The sequence below is a fragment of the Dyella acidisoli genome (genome assembly GCF_030160295.1).
Taxonomy (GTDB): Bacteria; Pseudomonadota; Gammaproteobacteria; order Xanthomonadales; family Rhodanobacteraceae; genus Dyella_B; species Dyella_B acidisoli.
Window position 1 is genome coordinate 37,886 of sequence record NZ_BSOB01000008.1, and the last position, 19,187, is coordinate 57,072.

At 57.8% G+C, this 19,187-nt stretch carries 16 protein-coding genes; 8 read left to right on the forward strand and 8 right to left on the reverse strand.

The genetic code is table 11. The features are described 5' to 3' along the window. Positions 1-79: 79 nt before the first annotated feature. On the forward strand, positions 80-688 hold the full coding sequence (locus tag QQJ86_RS04535; protein ID WP_284319729.1) for a hypothetical protein: 609 nt from the start codon (positions 80-82) through the stop codon (positions 686-688). Here QQJ86_RS04535 and QQJ86_RS04540 read toward each other — a convergent pair. Continuing rightward, complete coding sequence (locus QQJ86_RS04540; RefSeq protein ID WP_284319730.1) at positions 685-945, reverse strand: hypothetical protein; 261 nt, start codon at positions 943-945, stop codon at positions 685-687. The two genes, QQJ86_RS04535 and QQJ86_RS04540, sit on opposite strands and share 4 nt — an antisense overlap. Positions 946-1,784: 839 nt before the next feature. Between QQJ86_RS04540 and QQJ86_RS04545 the strand changes: the two genes are divergently transcribed. Beyond that, positions 1,785-2,741 carry a DUF4760 domain-containing protein gene (locus QQJ86_RS04545; protein WP_284319731.1) on the forward strand — a complete coding sequence of 319 codons (957 nt, stop codon included), beginning with the start codon at positions 1,785-1,787 and terminating at the stop codon, positions 2,739-2,741. A gap of 112 nt (positions 2,742-2,853) precedes the next feature. Here QQJ86_RS04545 and QQJ86_RS04550 read toward each other — a convergent pair whose 3' ends face one another. Together QQJ86_RS04550 and QQJ86_RS04555 are read right to left on the reverse strand one after the other, a co-directional pair. Then, positions 2,854-3,492 carry a TetR/AcrR family transcriptional regulator gene (locus QQJ86_RS04550; protein WP_284319732.1) on the reverse strand — a complete coding sequence of 213 codons (639 nt, stop codon included), beginning with the start codon at positions 3,490-3,492 and terminating at the stop codon, positions 2,854-2,856. 13 nt (positions 3,493-3,505) lie between these two features. Beyond that, entirely contained in the window at positions 3,506-4,966 is a 1,461-nt protein-coding gene (locus QQJ86_RS04555) for an efflux transporter outer membrane subunit (protein ID WP_284319733.1), read from the reverse strand. A gap of 84 nt (positions 4,967-5,050) precedes the next feature. On the opposite strand from QQJ86_RS04555, the gene QQJ86_RS04560 reads away from it, so the two are divergent. The 5 genes from QQJ86_RS04560 to QQJ86_RS04580 all read left to right on the forward strand — a co-directional run bounded on the left by QQJ86_RS04560 (position 5,051) and on the right by QQJ86_RS04580 (position 11,498). Next, positions 5,051-5,668 (forward strand): TetR/AcrR family transcriptional regulator, encoded by a 618-nt coding sequence (locus tag QQJ86_RS04560; RefSeq protein ID WP_284319734.1) that lies wholly within the window; start codon positions 5,051-5,053, stop codon positions 5,666-5,668. An 83-nt stretch (positions 5,669-5,751) separates the two neighbouring features. Continuing rightward, a complete protein-coding gene (locus tag QQJ86_RS04565; RefSeq protein WP_284319735.1) occupies positions 5,752-6,867 on the forward strand; it encodes an efflux RND transporter periplasmic adaptor subunit in 1,116 nt (371 codons plus the stop codon). Beyond that, positions 6,864-9,998 carry an efflux RND transporter permease subunit gene (locus QQJ86_RS04570; protein ID WP_284319736.1) on the forward strand — a complete coding sequence of 1,045 codons (3,135 nt, stop codon included), beginning with the start codon at positions 6,864-6,866 and terminating at the stop codon, positions 9,996-9,998. The genes QQJ86_RS04565 and QQJ86_RS04570 overlap by 4 nt, the downstream gene beginning before the upstream one ends. 95 nt (positions 9,999-10,093) lie before the next feature. Continuing rightward, the gene (locus QQJ86_RS04575) at positions 10,094-10,900 is read left to right on the forward strand and encodes an oxidoreductase (protein WP_284319737.1); all 807 of its coding nucleotides are present in this window, start codon (positions 10,094-10,096) and stop codon (positions 10,898-10,900) included. Positions 10,901-10,955: 55 nt separating this feature from the next. Beyond that, positions 10,956-11,498, forward strand: coding sequence for a PaaI family thioesterase (locus tag QQJ86_RS04580; RefSeq protein WP_284319738.1), 543 nt, complete (start codon positions 10,956-10,958; stop codon positions 11,496-11,498). Between the two features lie 1,074 nt (positions 11,499-12,572). Here QQJ86_RS04580 and QQJ86_RS04585 read toward each other — a convergent pair. The 4 genes from QQJ86_RS04585 to QQJ86_RS04600 are packed head-to-tail and all read right to left on the reverse strand — an operon-like array spanning position 12,573 to position 16,761. Then, complete coding sequence (locus tag QQJ86_RS04585; RefSeq protein ID WP_284319739.1) at positions 12,573-13,484, reverse strand: TniQ family protein; 912 nt, start codon at positions 13,482-13,484, stop codon at positions 12,573-12,575. Continuing rightward, on the reverse strand, positions 13,481-14,428 hold the full coding sequence (locus QQJ86_RS04590; protein WP_284319740.1) for a TniB family NTP-binding protein: 948 nt from the start codon (positions 14,426-14,428) through the stop codon (positions 13,481-13,483). The genes QQJ86_RS04585 and QQJ86_RS04590 overlap by 4 nt, the downstream gene beginning before the upstream one ends. Positions 14,429-14,432: 4 nt before the next feature. Then, positions 14,433-16,253 (reverse strand): Mu transposase C-terminal domain-containing protein, encoded by a 1,821-nt coding sequence (locus QQJ86_RS04595; RefSeq protein ID WP_284319741.1) that lies wholly within the window; start codon positions 16,251-16,253, stop codon positions 14,433-14,435. Next, a complete protein-coding gene (locus QQJ86_RS04600) occupies positions 16,243-16,761 on the reverse strand; it encodes a hypothetical protein (RefSeq protein WP_284319742.1) in 519 nt (172 codons plus the stop codon). Before QQJ86_RS04600 ends, QQJ86_RS04595 begins: the two co-directional genes overlap by 11 nt. 1,051 nt (positions 16,762-17,812) lie before the next feature. Between QQJ86_RS04600 and QQJ86_RS04605 the strand changes: the two genes are divergently transcribed. After that, entirely contained in the window at positions 17,813-18,715 is a 903-nt protein-coding gene (locus QQJ86_RS04605; RefSeq protein WP_284319743.1) for a hypothetical protein, read from the forward strand. Between the two features lie 4 nt (positions 18,716-18,719). Here QQJ86_RS04605 and QQJ86_RS04610 read toward each other — a convergent pair whose 3' ends face one another. Then, a complete protein-coding gene (locus tag QQJ86_RS04610; RefSeq protein ID WP_284319744.1) occupies positions 18,720-19,109 on the reverse strand; it encodes a hypothetical protein in 390 nt (129 codons plus the stop codon). Positions 19,110-19,187 lie beyond the last annotated feature (78 nt).

Genomic DNA, 19,187 nt, shown 5'->3' on the forward strand with positions numbered 1-19,187 from the left:
AATCATTCAAGCTTGGCTGAACTAATAAACCAGACGCGTGACTTAAGCTAGGCAACATACTCATTAATGGTGGAGAAAAATGCCAAGTGAAGCTGCTACTGCGATAGCCTACGTCGGAGCTTTCGTTGGCCTCGTAGGGGGTGGCGTAGCCCTGTTCAATAGCTGGAAGGCCGTATGCTGGAAGCGAGCTGAGCTCGCCAATACATATCTAAAGGACTTCAACAGCAACGCCGAGCTAGTATTTGCTGGACGCTGCCTCGATTGGAACGGAGGCAAGCTACTCTTGCCGGAAAGTCTTCGGCCCTACATGACTGATGGTGCTAATTTCATTAACCATGATCGAAGGGTATTTGCGAGGGCCTTGCGGCCGGACCTGCAGGTCGGGGAAATGGACGATGACCCGAGAATTCAAATCTATAGAACATCTATGGATTCGTTTCTTTCATGGCTTTGCCTCGTTGCTAGTGCGCTAGACAGGAAACTGTTTTTGGTGGCTGATATGCAAGATGTTGGTTATTGGGTGGCCAAGATCCAAGCTGAAGTGGTCGTTCACCCCTTCATTGTCGCGTATGGATACCGAGAAAATATCGAGAAATTGTTGCGTTTGTATCGCTCAAAGAAATCTCCATACAAGGATTGGGTCTTCCCCATTAACAAAAAGTACGACGCCAAGGAGGGTGGTGCCTAAAGGAGTGAGCCCATGAAAGAAACGATCGAAGTCCCCAAGAACGCAGTAAGAAATCCATTCACTTCACCCATCGTGAAGAGGGTGAGTACTTGCTGGTCTACGAGCCTCGTCTGATTAGTGGCAATTTGCTCGTGTTGGAAGCGGCTGCGCGTGATGGTCTTGGTGCCGCGTGTTTGCCGCGCTATCTGTGCCGGCAGGCGCTGGCGTCCGGAGAACTGATTGAACTGTTCGCTACCGAGAGTACGTGGGCGGCCCATGCAGGGCAGCTCTACGCGCTGCTGCCCAACCTTCGAGGGAAATACGCTCGCTGTGAAACTGTTCGTCGAATTTGCACTGCCTCGTCTTGGGAATTTGCTCTGAGCGCTTTTCAGGATCAAACGGCGGACGTCCGTCACGGACGTTCAATGGGTCGCTCATGACAGCTGGCATGTCGCCCAAGCAATTGATGCTATGTGGTGTGCCGTTTAATGAGTGCCGTGGTCGGGTTCAAATTCGGTGCTTTTCCTGAATGAGGGGGCGACTTGGATGGGCAAGCCCCATACGCTGAATGGTGACCGCGATGTGGACTCGATGCCGGTGAACCCAGCCACCAACGAGGGATCGAATGGAGGCCAACTTCCCCTTTGGCGCCAGGAGGGCCTCCCTCAGCGTAGAAATGGGCCTCGGAACCCCCATATCTGGTATCAGAGGCACTTAACCGAAGTCGAGGGCCTCCGTTCTTTCCATTATGTCATTGAAAAACAATGGGTTAGCTAATTTATCAATATGTTAAGCCGAGGCTCGTAAAATTCAATGTAAATTTGTTACGTAGTTGGCCGAAACAGTTACGAAAGGCATAGAACCGCAAAATTCACGCGGACGTGATAGCTAAGAATGCAACCTTCATCTATATTCGCGGCCAAAGTAAGCGTAAGTCGTTGGAGAGTAGTTGCGTACTGTCCGTTCGTTAACCAGGGGGTAAAGGAGAGCATCATGAAATTAAATACAGGCGTGGGTGACGGTTAAACAGCCCTACTTCCAGCAAGACCATTGATGAATTAGCGACAAGGCCCCCGAAAGGGGGCCTTGTCTTGTCTGCAACGTCCAGGAGGGGGAAATGGAGCAGAAGAAAGACAATGTCGTTGCTTTGGCGTGGCGCCATGTCATTGCGCCGGCGGCGAAGTCGGCAGATCCATTGAGTTGGATTCTATTTATTGCGTTCTTGGCGGTATTCACACTTGGAGTGATCTGCCGACTGGGATCGGCGGGGGCCGGAAGTCTGCATGACTTTTACATGGTGCATTACGGTTTGTTTTGGTACAGCGGATGGTTTTTATTCGTACTCGCTACGGTGGGGCCGATTATCAACCTGACGCGGGAACTCAACGAGGTTCCACTCGTTGTCCTTATCGGTTTCGGCATCTTTGATCTGTTCGTCTTTTTGGTTATCAGTGCTTTGGCACTAACTCAGGACAACTCGGTTGCTCCAGCCACTGCACTTCTCGCCGCCATCTGTGCAGCGGGAATGGTCGGAATCGGCTGGGTCGTTCAGCAACAAAGCTCAGCCAAAGCGACAAGGCGGACCCACACCTTCAATATCCTCATGCAATCGCGTCTTAGCTCGGAATTTCAAAAGCAAATAGCTGAGCGTGCCAAGTTCTATCCGAGCGGCACAAAAGTCAGTGAGGAAGACGCCAAGTTATATTTAAAGTCTGGTGTGAAGGAAAGAAAGCAAGAACTTGATACCAAGTTCGAGACGGATAAGCAGCGTAGCCGTGAAGACGCCATTCCTAAGCTTGTGGAAGAGTTGGAAGCGGCGAAGCAACAAGTTGACGAAAAGCATGCTTCGCTCAAGGGGCTCACCTATATTTTGAATTTTTACGAGTTCATCGGCGCGGGAATTTTGTTGCGCGAACTCGATGAAAGAATGCTCAAGGAAACGCTGAAGGATATTGCGGTCTCGCTCTACGAAGACACCATCATTCTGCGCACGCTCGCAAAGGAACGGCAGCCAGAAGCGTATTGCAATCTCGATCGACTGATTGGGCAGAATTGGTCCAAGCCTGATTGCTGAGTTACCCGGTTTGATAAGAGACGTATTCTGAAGCGAATCAGCGTCAGGGTACGTCTTTTATTGGGACCCCGTAGAATAACTGACGGCGCGACGTTAAAGGGCGCTATCCCCCTCAACTTGTTTCGTTGATGGTGGTGTCGTCGTTGTCCAAGAACGTCGATTTGAAAAGCATGCCAAGCGCAGCGCGAATCGCCTCATCACGGATGTCATTGGGCATGCTCATGTTGAGGTACAGCACGCCATCAATGAGCGTCATCATGGTTAGCGCAAGCACATTCGGATCCATCGGTAATTGGATGTTTATGCGTTCGCAGAACTGCGTGATGAAGCAGGTGATGACGTCGCGCTTCTCCAGCGTCAAGGCGTTCAATCGCTGCCGGAATTTCGTATCGCGCATGGCATGCAGATGTGCCTCCGCCCAGAGGATGTAGTTGCTGCTGTCGCGATAGCACTGCTCACACAATGATACGAGCTGGGTTTGAAGGCTTTCGCTGGACTCGGATGTGTCTACAAGATTCCGTAAATTTTCTTGAGTGAGTCGATGCTCAACACGAAGCAGTTCAACGAACAGATCGGCCTTGCTGCTGAAGTTCGAATAAAAAGCGCCGCGAGTGAAGCCGGCCTTTGCAGCGATGTTCTCTACGCTCGTTGCGGCCAGGCCCTTCTTGGCAATGATCGTGGTCGCAGCTGCGATCAAACGCCGACGGGTCTGCTCTCGACTTTCCGCCCGACTCAAGCGTATGCGTGACATGCAGCAGCGGCTACTATTTGATGGCGACCGCTTGGGCTCCGTCAGGTTGCCACCCGCCGCCCAGTGCCTTGAATGCAGCAACTGCCGCGCGTGTCGACTCCGTTTGCGCCTGCGCTCGCTCGTCGGACGCACGCAATAGACTTTCGTCCGCCTGGAGCACTTCGATCAAGCTGACCACGCCTTTTTGATAGGCCGCAAACGAGGCTGCTCTTGCGCGGCCGAGCGAATCTACACCCTGGGTGAGCACGGCCGCTTCTTCTTCGCGTTTGACCAGTGTTGAAAAGGCGTTTTCGACATCTTCGGTTGCGTGCAGTGCCGCAAGCCGATACGCAGCTAACATCTCGGCTTGCTGTCCCTTGGCCTGCTGGATCTGCGCATTGATGCGACCGAAATCGAACAGTCGCCAGCGCAAGCCCAACACGCCAGCCGCTTGATTGGCGCCGCCGGTGAACAGATTCCCGCCCGCCACCGAGGTCGCACTGCCGATCAATCCACTCAACGAGAGTTTGGGGTAGTACTCGGCGATGGCGACACCGATGCGTGCGTTCGATGCGGCGAGGCGACGCTCAGCCACGATCAGGTCTGGCCGGCGCCTGAGCAGTTCGCCGGGCGTTTCAGTAGTGGCGATTTGCGGGGCGACCGGAATGTCACCAGCTTCCATCAGCTCCGCGCGATGCGTGCCGGGTTGCGAGCCCAGCATCACATCCAATGCATTCATGGCAGCGTCCAGGCCCGCTTCAAGCACCGGGACGGATGCTTGTACCTGCGCAAGCGCCCCTTCAGCCTGTCGCACTTGGAGTTCAGCCGCCAATCCCTTGCCGTACAGAAGTTTGATGGTGGCGAGCAGGTCCTGCTGCGTGCGTACTTGCTTGCGCGCCACGTTTAGCCGCGCTTGCAGTCCGCGAATGGTGATGTAGATGTCGGCGGTTTGCGCGGCCACCGCCAAGCGCGTGGCGACGACGCCCGCTTCGGATGCCTGGTAATCCGCTAGCGCCGCTTGCCGTCCGCGACGCAAGCCACCGAACGCGTCCAATTCCCAGCTGGCATTGAAGTTGACCTCATAGTCATTGCCGTAGCGATCGAACCCGGGTGTGGCATTCAAGACCTGGCCCAGCGGCGTTTGGACCGACTGATAGACCCTGGCCGCCTGACCACTGATGTTGCCGGCAGGCAGCAACGCCGCATTGGCGGCGCCCAGACCTGCACGTGCCTGGGCAACGCGCGCGGATGCCTGCGCGAGATCCAGGTTTTGTTCCAACGCAAGCGTTACGTACCGGGTCAATTGCGGATCGCCGAAGCCCGTCCACCATGTGGCAAGGTCGGCGCTGGTTGTCGCGTACCGCTGATCAACCTCGGCTTGGCCCTGGAAATGCTCCGGCATGGCGATGTCGGGCCGGACGTAATCGGGGCCGACCGCGCAGCCCGCGAGGAGGCCGGTAGCGAACAGCGCGACAAGGATGTGTTTGGGCGACATGGGTTCGCTCCGACAATGGTTGTGACTATATTACCAAATAGTCACTAGTTGTCCATTCCCAAGGCGAGGGGTAAGCTCCCACCCATGAAAAAAGCAGCCACCACTCCCCAGTCCACCCGTGGTCCGGTCGACCACGAGGTGCGGGATCAAATCGTCGTCGCCGCCACCGAGCACTTCAGCCGGTATGGCTACGAGAAGACCACTGTTTCCGATCTGGCTAAGGCGATCGGGTTTTCAAAGGCATACATCTACAAGTTCTTCGAGTCCAAGCAGGCCATTGGCGAAATGATCTGCGCCAACTGCCTGCAAGAGATCGAAACCGAAGTGAAGGCCGCCATGGCGGAGGCCGATCTGCCTTCGGAAAAGCTCCGGCGAATGTTCAAGGGGTTCACCGAAGCCACCCTCCGGCTGTTGTTCCGCGATCGCAAGCTTTACGAGATTGCCGCATCGGCGGTCGCGGAACGTTGGTCGGCGGTGGTGGCCTACGAGGAACGTGTGCAGGCGCTGCTCAAGGAGATCCTGCAGGAAGGTCGGCAGAGCGGGGATTTCGAGCGCAAGACGCCGCTGGATGAAACCGCGGCGGCGATCTACCTGGTCATGCGCCCCTATTTCAATCCGCTGCTGCTGCAGCACAGCTTCGACTACACCGACGAGGCCCCGGGGCAACTGTCCAGCTTGGTGTTGCGCAGCCTGTCGCCCTGATGTGTGACGCGTGGTGACTATTGACTAATTTAGTCACTAGATAGCAGAATGAAGCCCAGGTCACTTCGCCCGTGGGGCTTCTCATGTTCCGGCTTCGTCTTGCTACCTCCGCCGTCGTCTTGGCACTGCCTTTTGCGCTCGTTGCTTGCGGTGGAAAGGCGCCCACCGATCCGCGCACCGAGGCGCCGCTGGTGCGCGCCGCCGTGGTCCAGGGCGCGACGCCCGCCACACGGTCGTTTACCGGCATCGTCGCTGCCCGAGTGCAGAGCGATCTGGGCTTTCGTGTTTCCGGCAAGGTGTTGCAACGGCTGGTGGATGCGGGGCAGAGCGTTAAGCGCGGCCAACCGCTGATGCGCATCGATCCGGTCGACCTGAAGCTCGCTGCACAGGCGCGGCAGGAAGCGGTCATGGCCGCACGCGCGCGCGCCAAACAGACGGCGGACGATGAGGCGCGCTACCGCGACTTGCGCGGTACCGGTGCGATCTCCGCCTCCACGTATGACCAGATCAAGGCCGCGGCGGATGCCGCCAAGGCGCAATTGAGCGCCGCCGAAGCCGATGCCAGCGTGGCCAACAACGCCAGCGGCTATGCGGAGCTGGTAGCCGATGGCGATGGCGTGGTGATGGAAACGCTGGCCGAACCGGGCCAGGTCGTCAGCGCGGGACAGACCGTGGTGCGTCTGGCGCACGCCGGGCCGCGCGAGGCGGTGGTGCAGCTGCCGGAAACGCTGCGCCCCGCGATCGGTTCCATCGCGCAAGCGGCGTTGTTCGGCAAGGAGGGCGAGAGCGTGCCGGCCACGTTGCGACAGCTCTCGGATGCCGCCGATCCACTGACCCGCACGTTTGAAGCGCGGTATGTGCTGGGTGGCGCGTTGGTCAACGCTCCGTTGGGCAGCACGGTCACGATCCAGCTTCCCGATGGACGCGGCTATGTGCAAGGTGGCTTGCAGGTGCCGATGGGCGCGTTGTTCGACGCGGGCAAGGGATCTGGTGTGTGGGTCATCAACGGCGAACCGGCCACGGTGTCCTGGCAGCCAGTCGTTGTCCAGCACATGGATGACGACAGTGCACGCGTCACCGGCCAACTCAAGCAAGGCGATCGAGTCGTAGCGCTTGGCGCGCATCTGCTGCACGACGGTGAGCAAGTGCGCGTGGCAAGCCAAGACGTCGCGATGGCACGTGAAGGAGCCAGCCCGTGAGCGAAGGTCGCTTCAATCTCTCTGCGCTCGCGGTGCGCGAGCGCTCCATCACCTTGTTCCTGATCTTTCTGATCTCGCTGGCGGGGCTTGTTTCATTCTTCAAGCTGGGTCGTGCGGAAGATCCTGCCTTCACGGTCAAGGTGATGACCATCATCACCGTGTGGCCCGGCGCCACCGCGCAGGAAATGCAGGATCAGGTCGCCGAAAAAATCGAAAAGCGCATGCAGGAATTGCGCTGGTACGACCGCACCGAAACCTACACACGACCTGGTTTGGCCTTCACCACGTTGACCTTGCTCGACAGCACGCCGCCGTCGGAAGTACAGGAAGAGTTTTATCAGGCGCGAAAGAAAACCGGGGACGAAATCAACAATCTTCCGCCCGGCGTGATCGGGCCGCTGGTCAACGACGAATATGCGGATGTCACCTTTGCGCTGTTCGCACTCAAGGCCAGGGGCGAACCGCAGCGCTTGCTGGTGCGCGATGCGGAAACGCTGCGCCAACGGTTGTTGCATGTGCCGGGCGTGAAGAAGGTCAATATCATCGGCGAGCAGTCGGAACGGATTTATGTCGAGTTCTCGCATGACCGCCTCGCCACGCTGGGAGTGAGCCCGCAGGATGTATTCGTCGCGCTCAACAGCCAGAACGCGCTGACGCCGGCCGGCTCCGTGCAGACGAAGGGCCCGGAGGTATTCATCCGCCTGGACGGAGCTTTCGATTCGCTGCAGAAGATTCGGGACACGCCGGTGGTGGCGCACGGCCGCACACTGAAGCTGTCCGACATCGCCACCGTCAAGCGTGGTTATGAAGATCCAGCCACCTTCATGATCCGCAACGACGGCGAACCTGCGTTGTTGCTGGGCATCGTCATGCGCGATGGCTGGAACGGACTGGATCTGGGCAAGGCGCTGGATCATGAGGTCGGCGCGATCAACGCCGAACTGCCGTTGGGTATGAGCCTGACCAAGGTCACCGACCAGGCCGTCAATATCAGTTCGGCGGTCGATGAGTTCATGCTGAAGTTCTTCGTCGCGCTGCTGGTGGTGATGGTGGTGTGCTTCATCAGCATGGGTTGGCGCGTGGGCTTGGTGGTGGCCGCAGCCGTACCGTTGACGCTGGCCGTGGTGTTCGTGGTGATGGCCGCCACCGGCAAGAATTTCGATCGCATCACCTTGGGTTCACTGATTCTGGCGTTGGGCCTGCTGGTGGACGACGCCATCATCGCCATCGAAATGATGGTGGTGAAGATGGAAGAGGGCTACAGCCGCATGGCCGCTTCTGCTTATGCGTGGAGCCACACCGCCGCGCCCATGCTGGCGGGCACGCTGGTGACAGCTGTCGGCTTCATGCCCAATGGCTTCGCGCGATCCACCGCCGGCGAATACACCAGCAACATGTTCTGGATCGTCGGCATTGCGCTGGTAGCATCGTGGGTGGTGGCGGTGGTGTTTACACCGTATCTGGGCGTGAAGATGTTGCCCGATTTCAAAAAGGTCGAAGGCGGCCACGACGCGATCTACGACACGCCGCGCTACAACCGTTTCCGTCAACTGCTTGGCCGCGTCATTGCACGCAAATGGCTGGTGGCCTGTTCCGTTGTGGGTCTGTTTGTGCTGGCCATCCTCGGCATGGCGGTGGTGAAGAAGCAGTTCTTTCCCATCTCCGACCGCCCCGAAGTGCTGGTCGAAGTGCAGATGCCCTATGGCACTTCGATCGACCAGACCAGCGCCGCCTCGGCGAAGGTGGAAGCGTGGCTCGCCAAACAGAAAGAAGCCAAGATCGTCACCGCCTACATCGGCCAAGGCGCGCCGCGTTTTTATCTCGCCATGGGACCGGAGCTGCCTGATCCATCCTTTGCCAAGATCGTGATCCGCACCGACAACGAGGAAGAGCGCGATGCGCTGAAGCAACGCTTGCGTCAGGCCGTGGCCGATGGCCTCGCCTCCGAAGCGCGTGTGCGCGTCACGCAACTTGTCTTCGGCCCGTATTCACCGTTCCCGGTGGCTTATCGCATCGCCGGTCCCGATCCGGACGAGTTGCGCAAGATCGCGGCGGAAGTGCAGCAGGTGATGACTGCCAGCCCGATGATGCGCACGGTCAACAACGACTGGGGCACGCGCACGCCTACCTTGCACTTCACGTTGCAGCAGGATCGATTGCAGGCCGTGGGGCTCACCTCCAGCGCGGTGGCGCAGCAATTACAGTTTTTGCTGAGCGGGGTACCGATTACTACCGTGCGTGAAGATATTCGCACGGTGCAGGTAATGGCGCGTTCGGCCGGCGACGTTCGGCTTGATCCGGCCAAGATCGGCGACTTTACACTGGCTGGCGCCAACGGGCAGCGCATTCCGCTGTCGCAGGTGGGCAAGGTCGACGTGCGCATGGAGGAGCCGATCATGCGCCGGCGCGATCGCGTGCCAACCATCACGGTGCGCGGCGATATTGCCGACAATCTGCAGCCGCCGGACGTATCGACCGCGGTCACCAAGCAACTGCAGCCGATCATCGCCAAACTGCCCAGTGGCTATCGCATCGAACAGGCCGGCTCCATCGAAGAATCAGCCAAGGCAACGACAGCCATGTTGCCGCTGTTCCCGATCATGTTGGCAGCTACTTTGCTGATCATCATCTTCCAGGTGCGCTCCATCTCCGCGATGGTGATGGTGTTCCTGACCAGCCCGCTGGGTTTGATCGGTGTGGTGCCCACCTTGATCGTGTTCCGGCAACCGTTCGGCATCAATGCGCTGGTCGGTTTGATTGCGTTGTCGGGCATCCTGATGCGCAACACGCTGATCCTGATCGGGCAGATCAAGCACAACCAAGAAGCAGGACTGGATCCGTTCCATGCGGTGGTCGAGGCCACCGTGCAACGTGCGCGGCCGGTGATCCTTACTGCCTTGGCGGCGATCCTCGCCTTCATTCCGCTAACGCATTCGGTGTTCTGGGGAACCCTCGCCTACACGCTGATCGGCGGCACCTTTGCCGGAACGATTTTGACCTTGGTGTTCCTGCCGGCGATGTATTCCATCTGGTTCAAGATCAGGCCGGGGAATGCAACGCACGGACACAAAGGTCGACATGAGTCGATGCAGTCTTCGCAGCGCAAGCTGGAGGAAGTCGTCGCGGGATAAAAAATCGCGAAGACACGTCTGAACTGTCATTGCAAACATCCGTCGATCTACTGATCCATCTCTTGCCCATTCATCTCTATCGAAGGGAACGCGTCATGTCTGATTCCAAAGTTGTCGTTGTTACCGGTGTGTCGTCAGGTATCGGACGCGCCACGGCGGCGAAATTCGCCAAGCGCGGTTGTCGGGTCTTCGGCACCGTGCGCAACCTTGCCAAGGCAGCACCATTGGCCGGTGTCGAACTCGTCGAAATGGACGTGAGTAACGACGCTTCCGTCAAATCTGGCATTCAATCCATCATCGATCGCGCCAAGCGTATCGACGTGCTGGTCAATAACGCCGGCACCAGCCTGGTCGGCGCGGTGGAGGAAACGAGCGTCGCCGAGGCGACGTCGCTGTTCGATGCGAACGTCTTCGGCATCCTGCGCACAGCCCGCGCAGTGCTGCCGCAGATGCGCGCACAACGGAGTGGAAGAATCGTCAACATCAGCTCGGTACTCGGGTTTCTGCCGGCGCCGTATATGGGGCTATATGCGGCATCCAAGCATGCGGTAGAAGGGCTTTCCGAAACGCTGGATCACGAAGTGCGCCAGTTCGGCGTGCGCGTAAGCCTGGTCGAGCCATCTTTCACACGCACCAACCTGGACGTCAACGCGCCGCAGGCGAGCGCAAGAATCACTGACTATGACCGCGAGCGCGATCTCGCATCGCGCGCCATCGTCAAAAGCGTCAAAGGTGCGCCGGAACCGGAAGGCGTCACCGATACCGTTGTCGAAGCGGCGCTCGGCGCATGGCGCATGCGCCACACACCGAGCGGCCAGGCATCCTTGCTGAGCAAGCTGCGCCGCTTCATGCCGGCGGCTCCCGTCGACTCAAGTTTGAGGAAGAGCTTCGGGCTTGGTTGAAAGACACGATCGCGACGTAAGGCGCCATCGAGAACGTTAGCCATGGGGAAACACCATGACAATAATGACAACTACTGATTGGACCACCCAGCAGACGTCAGCGCAGCAGCGTTCGCTTGCTGGTGGTGGCAAGTCCGGTGTCGCTCACATCGAGCAGCTCACCGGCAAGAGCGGACGCGAAATTCTCGAAGCGATGATGGCCGGCGAATTACCGTATCCGCCGATGAACGAAACCATGAACATGGCGCTGCTGGAGGTCAACGACGGCCACGCCGTGTTCCAAGGCATTCCGCTGATGCAGCATTACAACCCGCTGGGTACGGTGCACGGCGGCTGGTTCGCCGCGCTGTTGGACTCGGCCATGGGTTGTGCTGTGCAGAGCACACTACCGCCCGGACGTTCCTACACAACCGCCGAACTCAGCATCAACATCGTGCGGTCAGCCACTCACAACACCGGGCCGCTGCGTGCGGTTGGTACCGTCATTCACGGCGGCCGGCAGATCACCACGGCCCAAGCCCGTGTTGAGGACGAAAAGGGCAAGTTGTACGCGCATGCGACCACCACCTGCTTTGTCTTCGACGTGACAGCAGGTTGAGCATAGTTCGCGCGGATCAATGAACTCCTACGCTGCTGCGGAGAGCCAAGGCGTTCGGGAAACGAGTGAAATTGTCTAACATTCGGCAAAGCTACGTAGCATCCCGGGCCATGAAGCGCTCTTATCTGCCCCTGTTGCCTCGCCTGCGCCGTTCCCGGGGCCTGTGGGTATTGGCCGTGGCTGTATTGCTCTTCAAGGTCATCACAACATCCATTTGCTTTGCAGACCCGTCAGCGTCGTCGTCGGTGTGGAAGCACACCTCTGTGACGCAGGTGTCTTCGATGAAGGCATCCGTGCCCGACGACGGGGACTGCCTCCTTGGCGAGGCCGGTGGCTGCCACTGCACCTGCGCGCACAATCTGCCCGTGCCTGCCGGTCCGGCTTGGCCGGTGCTCCCTCAGAGCTTGGCATTCACTCCTGAGGCGTCCTTTATAGGGATAGTCCCGAACCCCGCCCGATCCCTACTTCGACCCCCTATCGCCGCCTGAAAACACCGACCGACCGTGTCGCGGCCTGAGGCCGCGCCGCGCTTCGTATCTGTTTTCAGGAGATGAGTACATGGCTTTGTTACGCCCAGCACCGTGGGGTGCTGTCTGTTTTCTATATGCACTATCGCTGGGCGGGATGTCGCCGCCCGCACTCTGTGCATCACCGTCATCGGCGACCGCCGATACCGACACATCGGCCCCTTGGCGGGACCCCATTCGTGCGCTTTGGATGGCCAATCCCGATGTCCGGGCGGCGCGCGCCGATCTGGAGGCTGCCCGTGAAGTCGAAGACCAACACCAGCCAGTTCGATGACTACGCGGAACGGTTCAATTCGGCGGCGCACACGCGCATGTTCTACGTCTGGCACACGGGAGTCATCAAGCGTGGTTCACCGCCAAACATTAGGCTCTGGGGGCCGGGCGTGATCGACGAAAAAAGTGCTGGAAGCGGGACTACTGGGTTGGCTGAAAGAACGCGTTTCCTAATTAGGAGTGTGCACTGATGCTTGATGGATCAAAGGGGAAATTATTTGTTTCAAGCTTCATCGTGATAGCAGCTTTATTTTTAGGAAGGGGCTCGATTTCTCTACACATCCATGAAGTCGAATGACGTGGCGTACATCAATGCGCGGCGCTTCGCGATGGAACGAAACCCGCGAAGCTCCAGCCAACGATCGGCTCGCTCTTTTCCGACGTCCATCACAAAGGTCATCACGCGCGGTTCCTCAAACGAACCGTCGCGGCCTTCCAGTTTGAGTCGTCCGTGTAGACGCGTCGACTGTGCTAACGCTGCTGCGCGATGAACGACCTCTTGTTCCAGTGAGCTCACGCCACGGCGCTGTTCACAAATCTGGAGCGCACCGACGCTGCGTTGATAGAGCCATTCCTCAAAATGGCAAACACGCCGCCAAGCATCTATGGAAGGAGGTGTCTTTGGACGAATGCCGTACGCATACATTTTCGCCAGGGTGAGGTCTTGCATGAACTGAGGGCAATCGTCCAACGCCGGTCCTTGGCCCATAAACCATTGATGAGGTAAACGTCGGAACCCGCTGGGAGCGGTCTTGGGCCACGGAAAGAGTGGGCAGCCGTGTTGGCGGCAATGAGTCAGGAACACTCTCGCCCAGTCCAGGCGAAAGTACGGTGTATAACCGGATGCCGCGTCCTCGAAAAAACAGATCGGGCAATAAGCATTACGGTAGGACATAAAGACGATATGGCTACCGTAATGGGCCAGCGCACCCGACAAGGCCGCGCTGGTCTGCCCGATTTTAGTGGCGTAGTGATCGAGAAATTTGTCCAACGGCAGACGCACATCCACATCGCGACGCCCCAGGGCACTGGGAGGATCGACCTGATTCATCAGGTCGATCCTTGATACGCCCCAGAGCGACGCTTGGCGATCCACCAGCGAGGAAATGGTTTCCCCCGGCATCAGGACCTGCGGGGCCAAACGCAGGCGCGGCGCCGAATCGTTAATCGCGGGTGGTGCCATCATCGCAGACTCTCCAACCCCTGCGGGCGAGGAGGTGGATCTTCAGCCGCTTTCAGCCCCGCTAGATCCAATCGCTCTTCACCGCTCAAGATCGCGCGCACACCCGCGCACTTAATGCGACTCATGATCTCGCGCAGGCTACCCTCGGACACCTCAGCGAGGTAGTTAAGGACTTGCTCATTGCGAAGCTCGGACGGCCTGCGCAGCGGCAAGCTGGTCTCCAGCACACCCAGGAGATCGACCAGATCCTGATTGGCTTGCCACTGCGGAAGCCGAAAAGGACGCAACCTCGCCTTAAGATGCTTATCTATGCGAAGGGCTTGATCGGATTCGGGCGTGCCCAAACAAATCAAAGCCACTTTTGCTTCGTTCATGATCATCTTCAGGCTGGTCAGTACCTGTTGGTGTTCGCGTTGGGTGCCATCCTTCACATCCTGGATTTCGTCGGCCACCAGGCCCCGGATATTCATAGCCCTGAAAAGACGGAATACGGTGTGTTGACGATCTGATGTGCGGGCATTTTTTGAAACGAGTCCTTCCAAGGCCTCGATGATGCGTCCATAGATGTCGCGCATATTGCGCGCACCACCTGCCTGAAACATGAGAACGCGGCCTTGCCCGATGCGCACCAGTTCGTTCCCTACCGTACTTTTACCTGCGCCGGGTTCGCCCGTCACCAGCATCCCCATGGGTGCTACGCCCAGAGGTTGCGTCAGTAACCAGTGGGCATAGTCCATGGCTGTACGGTAGGCCTTGTGCTCGATCACGCCGCCGTGCTTGATAAGTTCCATACGCACAGCAGCTGGTAAGGCTGCATCGGCGCGAAGCGTGGGATTCAGGTGCGCATACAGGACATCATCATCCGTGCTCGTGGTATTCAACGGTATGTCCGGCAGTGGGGAGTTCACCGGAGTGGAGATATGTTCTTCGTTGATGCGGCTATCCATAAGTTTAGGCGCTCTTCCTGTAGGTTCCAAAATCACGTATGTCTCGATCAAAAACCAGAACGGTAGATGCGGGAGACTGGGGGGGTGTGGAGCTGCTGGGTAATGGCACATCTCTTGTTTGCGCTTCGCGCGTCTTCTGAATAGCGGCAGCGCGATGAGCAGCCTTCGTGCTGGCTATGGCCTGATTCGTGTTGGCATCTCTGAAGTCGAGCCCAGCATCTTTATATGCAAGAAGTTCAGGTGCTTCAGATAGTGCTGCATTTCGTTGGCGTTGCAGGCGAAGCTCCTCAAAAGCGATGCAGCGTGTGTCGCCCTTGGTGTGCAAAGCGACGACAATTGCTCCGCTGGGTCCGCGCAGATAGACCTTGGAGGCATCGCCGGGGTGGAAGTGGATGGCGCACTTTTCTTTCCGCCCCACCCATTCGGTCAGTTCATCCGCCCAGTAAAAACGCCCGCCGAATTCAATGCCGGTCCGGCGAATACACCGCATTGCGAAGGGATAGAAAAGGACGGGAATTTGCCAGGGCGCATAGCCCGATGGCAAAGGGCGCCCGGCGTTGTGCTCTGCCGCTAACTCACGCCATTTCATCAAGGGCGGTACGTCCAGTGTCCGGTGCCTAGTAACGTGATAGCCGCGCACGATTTCGTTCACAAAAAAGGCTTTGAACGCTGAGAGCGTCATGCGTGCGTCACGTTCAGCGTCATAGTCACCGCGTTCGACGACATTGCGCTGCGTGCTTCCGGGGAGAAGCCGGCATTTACCCATGAACGTGCCGATCAGTCGTTCGATGATGCCACCATAATGAGGCGCGTCCACAGGGCGGTTTTGCAAATCGATACCGATATCTGTGCAACCGTTTTGGAGTGCTTCGCTATGGAACTCCCGTGCGTTATCGGCGTGGACGAGTAGCATGACGCCATGGACGGGCCATTCACCGTCAATGCCGAGTGTTGCGAGGAAGTCGGACTTTGGAAGGATGGCATGGGCCAAGCACATGCCTACCGAGATGGCGCTCGGTGGTTCTAGTGAGATATAAACCCCGACTACCATCCGCGATTTCACATCAATGGCGAGCGTCACCCACGGTCGTCCTATGACGATGGTCTGATCGAATTCAGATACGAGGAGGACATCGGCGAGCGTGTGGTCGATCTGGACGTACTCCAAAAGTTTCCACACCTCGAAGGAGCCCGTCATGGGGGTCAACTTGTATTTGGCGGCCTTGGCCCCTTCACGCCGTCTGATACGTTCATATTCATCGAGTTGACTTGCGCGATGCCGAATGGTGGTCGGACTAGGCAGAGGGCACTGGAACTTCCGACATTCCTTGTGGATGTGCTCAATGGCATCTGTGAGCGACGGTTTGGTTTCTTTAAGCCATCGCTCATTCAGCTGGGTCGCGATGATTTCTTCGACTTTCGGCAAGAGCAGCCGAACACCTGTGCGACGGCCGCTCTTTTCGGGCTTCATCGCACTGACCGTGCCCTGGATACGAAATTGCCTGACTTTTCGCTGCATGGTGCGAAGGGAAAGACCTAATTGCTCCGACGACTCTTCGTAGCGTTGTTTCTTTTCAGCGGGTGTCTGCGCCGCGAGGATCTTTCGTGCGGCCTGAGCGTATTGGTCCCACTCTTGCCATGCCGACGCCTCTGCGGGGGCCAGCGGCAAAGGCCTGTCGGTGGCTAACGTGAGTTCAGTGGCCTTGCATTCGTAGATCTCACCCGAATCGGTGCGAGCGATGAGCGTGACGGTATCGCCGGAGGCATCCAGTACTTCCATGCGGCGTTCGCGATAGACAACCTCCATGCCGGACTTAAACTGCATGGTGCACCTCCTGCAGCGATGGCAACCGCACCAGCGGCAGACCTAACGCAGCGGCCACGATACGGCGCCGCAGTTCCCAGACCTTGGGGTCGATCGTCACGGTCGGCGGTTTCACCTCGACGAGGCAAAGGTTGCTCAATCCCAGCATTGCCCAGTGCGTCGGCGGATGGTCGAGCAGGACGAGCGCATCGGGCGTGTAGCGGCGTGCATGGCCGTCCTCATGCCATTCAAACGTTGCAGGTTGCGTGGCCAACGCCTGGCACGACGGATCATCCGCCAGTTCGCGCAGCACGCGCCGTTCCAGTGCGCTTTCCACACGAAGCATCGGTTGGCCCAAGAATGCACAAAGGTAGCCGGTGTGATGGCGACCGTACGACAGAGGTACGCGACGATGATTCCAGAACACTTTGATGGTGGGATCGGCTGACGACGAGGCCAGTACGGGTTCGATTCGGTCCTTGATGGACGAATTGCGGTACGCCACCTTCAATTCACGATATTTCCTCATAGAAAAACAAGCTCCATGCTTGAGATGGCCATCGGCCATAAAAAGTGGAGCCCTAGGCAAAACTCGCCCTTGCCCTACGAAGGGGTTGGGCTAGCATGAGTCTGTCGGTGGCAATCGACAGCAGTGCCGGCCTACGAGATTCGCAGTCTCGTAGGCCGTTTTGCTTCAGGCTCTGCGAAATTCGAAAACGGCAGTCGAGCAGTTAGCTGATAGAGACTCCTTTTTTGATGTGATGGGTGTCGTGGAGGGAGTCCTTGCCTCACGTTCCGCTAGTAAGGGATGCGTGCAAAAGCCCAGAAGCTAGTCGGACGCGTCTTCGTCGCGGCACCGTTTGTTTGTGGAATGGGCACTCTTGGGGCGCAGTTCCTGGCTAGACAGCTGGGCCATTGACGCAGGCGTAGATTCATCGCCAGGGCAGATGGCAGATACGTCAATAGAAGCCAGCCAAGCGGCAACGTCTCGTGTCCGGGCAAACCACCCCTTCCGTCCAGGGAGCCGAAATACGCTCACCGGCAGACGGCCTGCCGCGGCGGCCCGCCGAAAGGCTCTCTCGTGGTTCATGCGCAATAAGCGTCGAAGATCGGCGCCGGTCATCAGTTCCCCGTGAGCGCCTAAGAGGCTGATTTCAATTGGATTCTTTATCGCTTGGTGACCAATGGGTCGGACAAATGCGGACATATGGGGTCTCCGATGGACTGGTGCGCATCGTAAGCCGCATACTGTTTTCTCCGACCAAACAAAAATGGGGAATTACGCTCTAATGGCTCCAGGACGGCCTTCATGCAGCTTTGCCGACCCCGTTAAGCGTGTACGGGCATGGTGTTGGCTGTCCGATTTGCAGGATGCAGTGGGTGTTGGGGCAGCACTTGAGCTGGATAAAGGCCCTCTGATGAAAGGGTTTCCTCTAGGAAGAAGGTTTCAGTCCATCGCAGATGACGGGTTTGACCCAGGTCGGGTCCAAATAACGGCGACCCTTTCGTTGCTGGATCACGTTTGTAGAAAGAGGCCATATAGCCATTTGCGAGAGGTCTATCGTCACTCGCTTTGGCGAGTGCTGGAAGATCGTTCATGGGGCGAACATCGGCGAGACGAGCTACTGGAAAAAGCCCTCAAAAACGTGGGGCTAGTTGTCATTGATATCGTCGACGCAGGTCACGCGAGGGGACTAAGTGTCGAGTGGCGAGAACACTTCAGCGTCAAAATCTACGGTCCGGGTGAATACGATTATGAACCCGTGCTTCTTTCGTTTAAGAATTCCAAAGTTGCCGAGTCTCTGGCAACGTTGGACGGCATCCTTGCTCTCGTGTTGCTTTTACGGCGTAGCCTTGATGTGGGCAACACGAAATTCGCACACCAGATATATCGTGTTCTTGAGAAGGCTTGTTATACCTTCGGTGCACGATGGCGAGGAGAAGCAGCTGATACGTGGAATTACGTGGTCAGGACGCGTGCGCTTGCGTGGATACCAGACTTTGAACCCAGTGCAAAAGCATGGGAAAGTGCAAGAACGCTTGTTCTGCTCGAATCCAAAGAGGCCAAACGTGAGGGACGTGGGCGCCCGTCTCGTAGCGCTGACCAAGTAACAAGTGGGAAGGTGGAGCGTCGCTGGAGACGTCGCATCTTAATGAAGGCGTGTGCTTTGACAGATTCAAAAATCTGGCATGTTGGGTTTCAAGAACGTACACGCTTCAATGAGTGGTTGACTGGGAACCGTCGACTCATCGAAGCGCATTTAAATTGGGCGGCCTATCTCGAGTATGTTGGTGGGGGTGAAGATCCGGATTACGAAGCTCAATTCGCAAAACTCCCGTCTCTGGAGATTCCCGTCGATGCCGACCACTCAAATTCCTACCCGTATTCTGGACGTCTAGAGGGACATCGAACGGAAGGTTCTGATCGCGGCATGCTCTCCATGGAGATTCCCGTCGATGATGATGCTCATAATGCGGACTAGGGGATTAAATGGGGCCGTAGAGAGCAAGCTTTCCAATGGCAAGGGTGTTTCCAACAGCGGTCGCGATGTTGACCAGCAATCCGAGCGTAAGCACCGGCGGTGCTCGATAACTTCGGCAGCGCTGCCAGGGCGCATCGAGGCAGGTGGCACTGATATAAGCCTGACGCGCCAGGTCGCCGACAAAAAGCGCAGGCCAAAACCGATACGGGACAAGCATCAGGACCGCCAAATGGAAGCCCGTCAGCAAAATCCAGTGATTGATCGACACGTGACGGGCCAAAACCAGCGCGATCAGGTAGATCGTCGCTATTCCCGCCTGCCGTAGAAGGGCCACCGCCCTTGGTCCTGCCTGCATCGCCTCCCCCATGGAAATCCTTGATGCCAGCTCACCCACCAACAATCCCCGCGATGTGACATGGTGGCACGTGAAACCTGGGTGAAGCATATCCGCTCTCTTGGCTCACCCCAGCCC

What these genes read in the sequence shown, in the direction of transcription:
- QQJ86_RS04560 (WP_284319734.1), top strand. Translation starts at nt 5,051, where the DNA reads ATGAAAAAAGCAGCCACCACTCCCCAGTCCACCCGTGGTCCGGTCGAC.
- QQJ86_RS04590 (WP_284319740.1), bottom strand. Translation starts at nt 14,428, where the DNA reads ATGGATAGCCGCATCAACGAAGAACATATCTCCACTCCGGTGAACTCC.
- QQJ86_RS04545 (WP_284319731.1), top strand. Translation starts at nt 1,785, where the DNA reads ATGGAGCAGAAGAAAGACAATGTCGTTGCTTTGGCGTGGCGCCATGTC.
- QQJ86_RS04550 (WP_284319732.1), bottom strand. Translation starts at nt 3,492, where the DNA reads ATGTCACGCATACGCTTGAGTCGGGCGGAAAGTCGAGAGCAGACCCGT.
- QQJ86_RS04575 (WP_284319737.1), top strand. Translation starts at nt 10,094, where the DNA reads ATGTCTGATTCCAAAGTTGTCGTTGTTACCGGTGTGTCGTCAGGTATC.
- QQJ86_RS04535 (WP_284319729.1), top strand. Translation starts at nt 80, where the DNA reads ATGCCAAGTGAAGCTGCTACTGCGATAGCCTACGTCGGAGCTTTCGTT.
- QQJ86_RS04540 (WP_284319730.1), bottom strand. Translation starts at nt 945, where the DNA reads ATGGGCCGCCCACGTACTCTCGGTAGCGAACAGTTCAATCAGTTCTCC.
- QQJ86_RS04565 (WP_284319735.1), top strand. Translation starts at nt 5,752, where the DNA reads ATGTTCCGGCTTCGTCTTGCTACCTCCGCCGTCGTCTTGGCACTGCCT.
- QQJ86_RS04580 (WP_284319738.1), top strand. Translation starts at nt 10,956, where the DNA reads ATGACAATAATGACAACTACTGATTGGACCACCCAGCAGACGTCAGCG.
- QQJ86_RS04585 (WP_284319739.1), bottom strand. Translation starts at nt 13,484, where the DNA reads ATGATGGCACCACCCGCGATTAACGATTCGGCGCCGCGCCTGCGTTTG.
- QQJ86_RS04595 (WP_284319741.1), bottom strand. Translation starts at nt 16,253, where the DNA reads ATGCAGTTTAAGTCCGGCATGGAGGTTGTCTATCGCGAACGCCGCATG.
- QQJ86_RS04555 (WP_284319733.1), bottom strand. Translation starts at nt 4,966, where the DNA reads ATGTCGCCCAAACACATCCTTGTCGCGCTGTTCGCTACCGGCCTCCTC.
- QQJ86_RS04600 (WP_284319742.1), bottom strand. Translation starts at nt 16,761, where the DNA reads ATGAGGAAATATCGTGAATTGAAGGTGGCGTACCGCAATTCGTCCATC.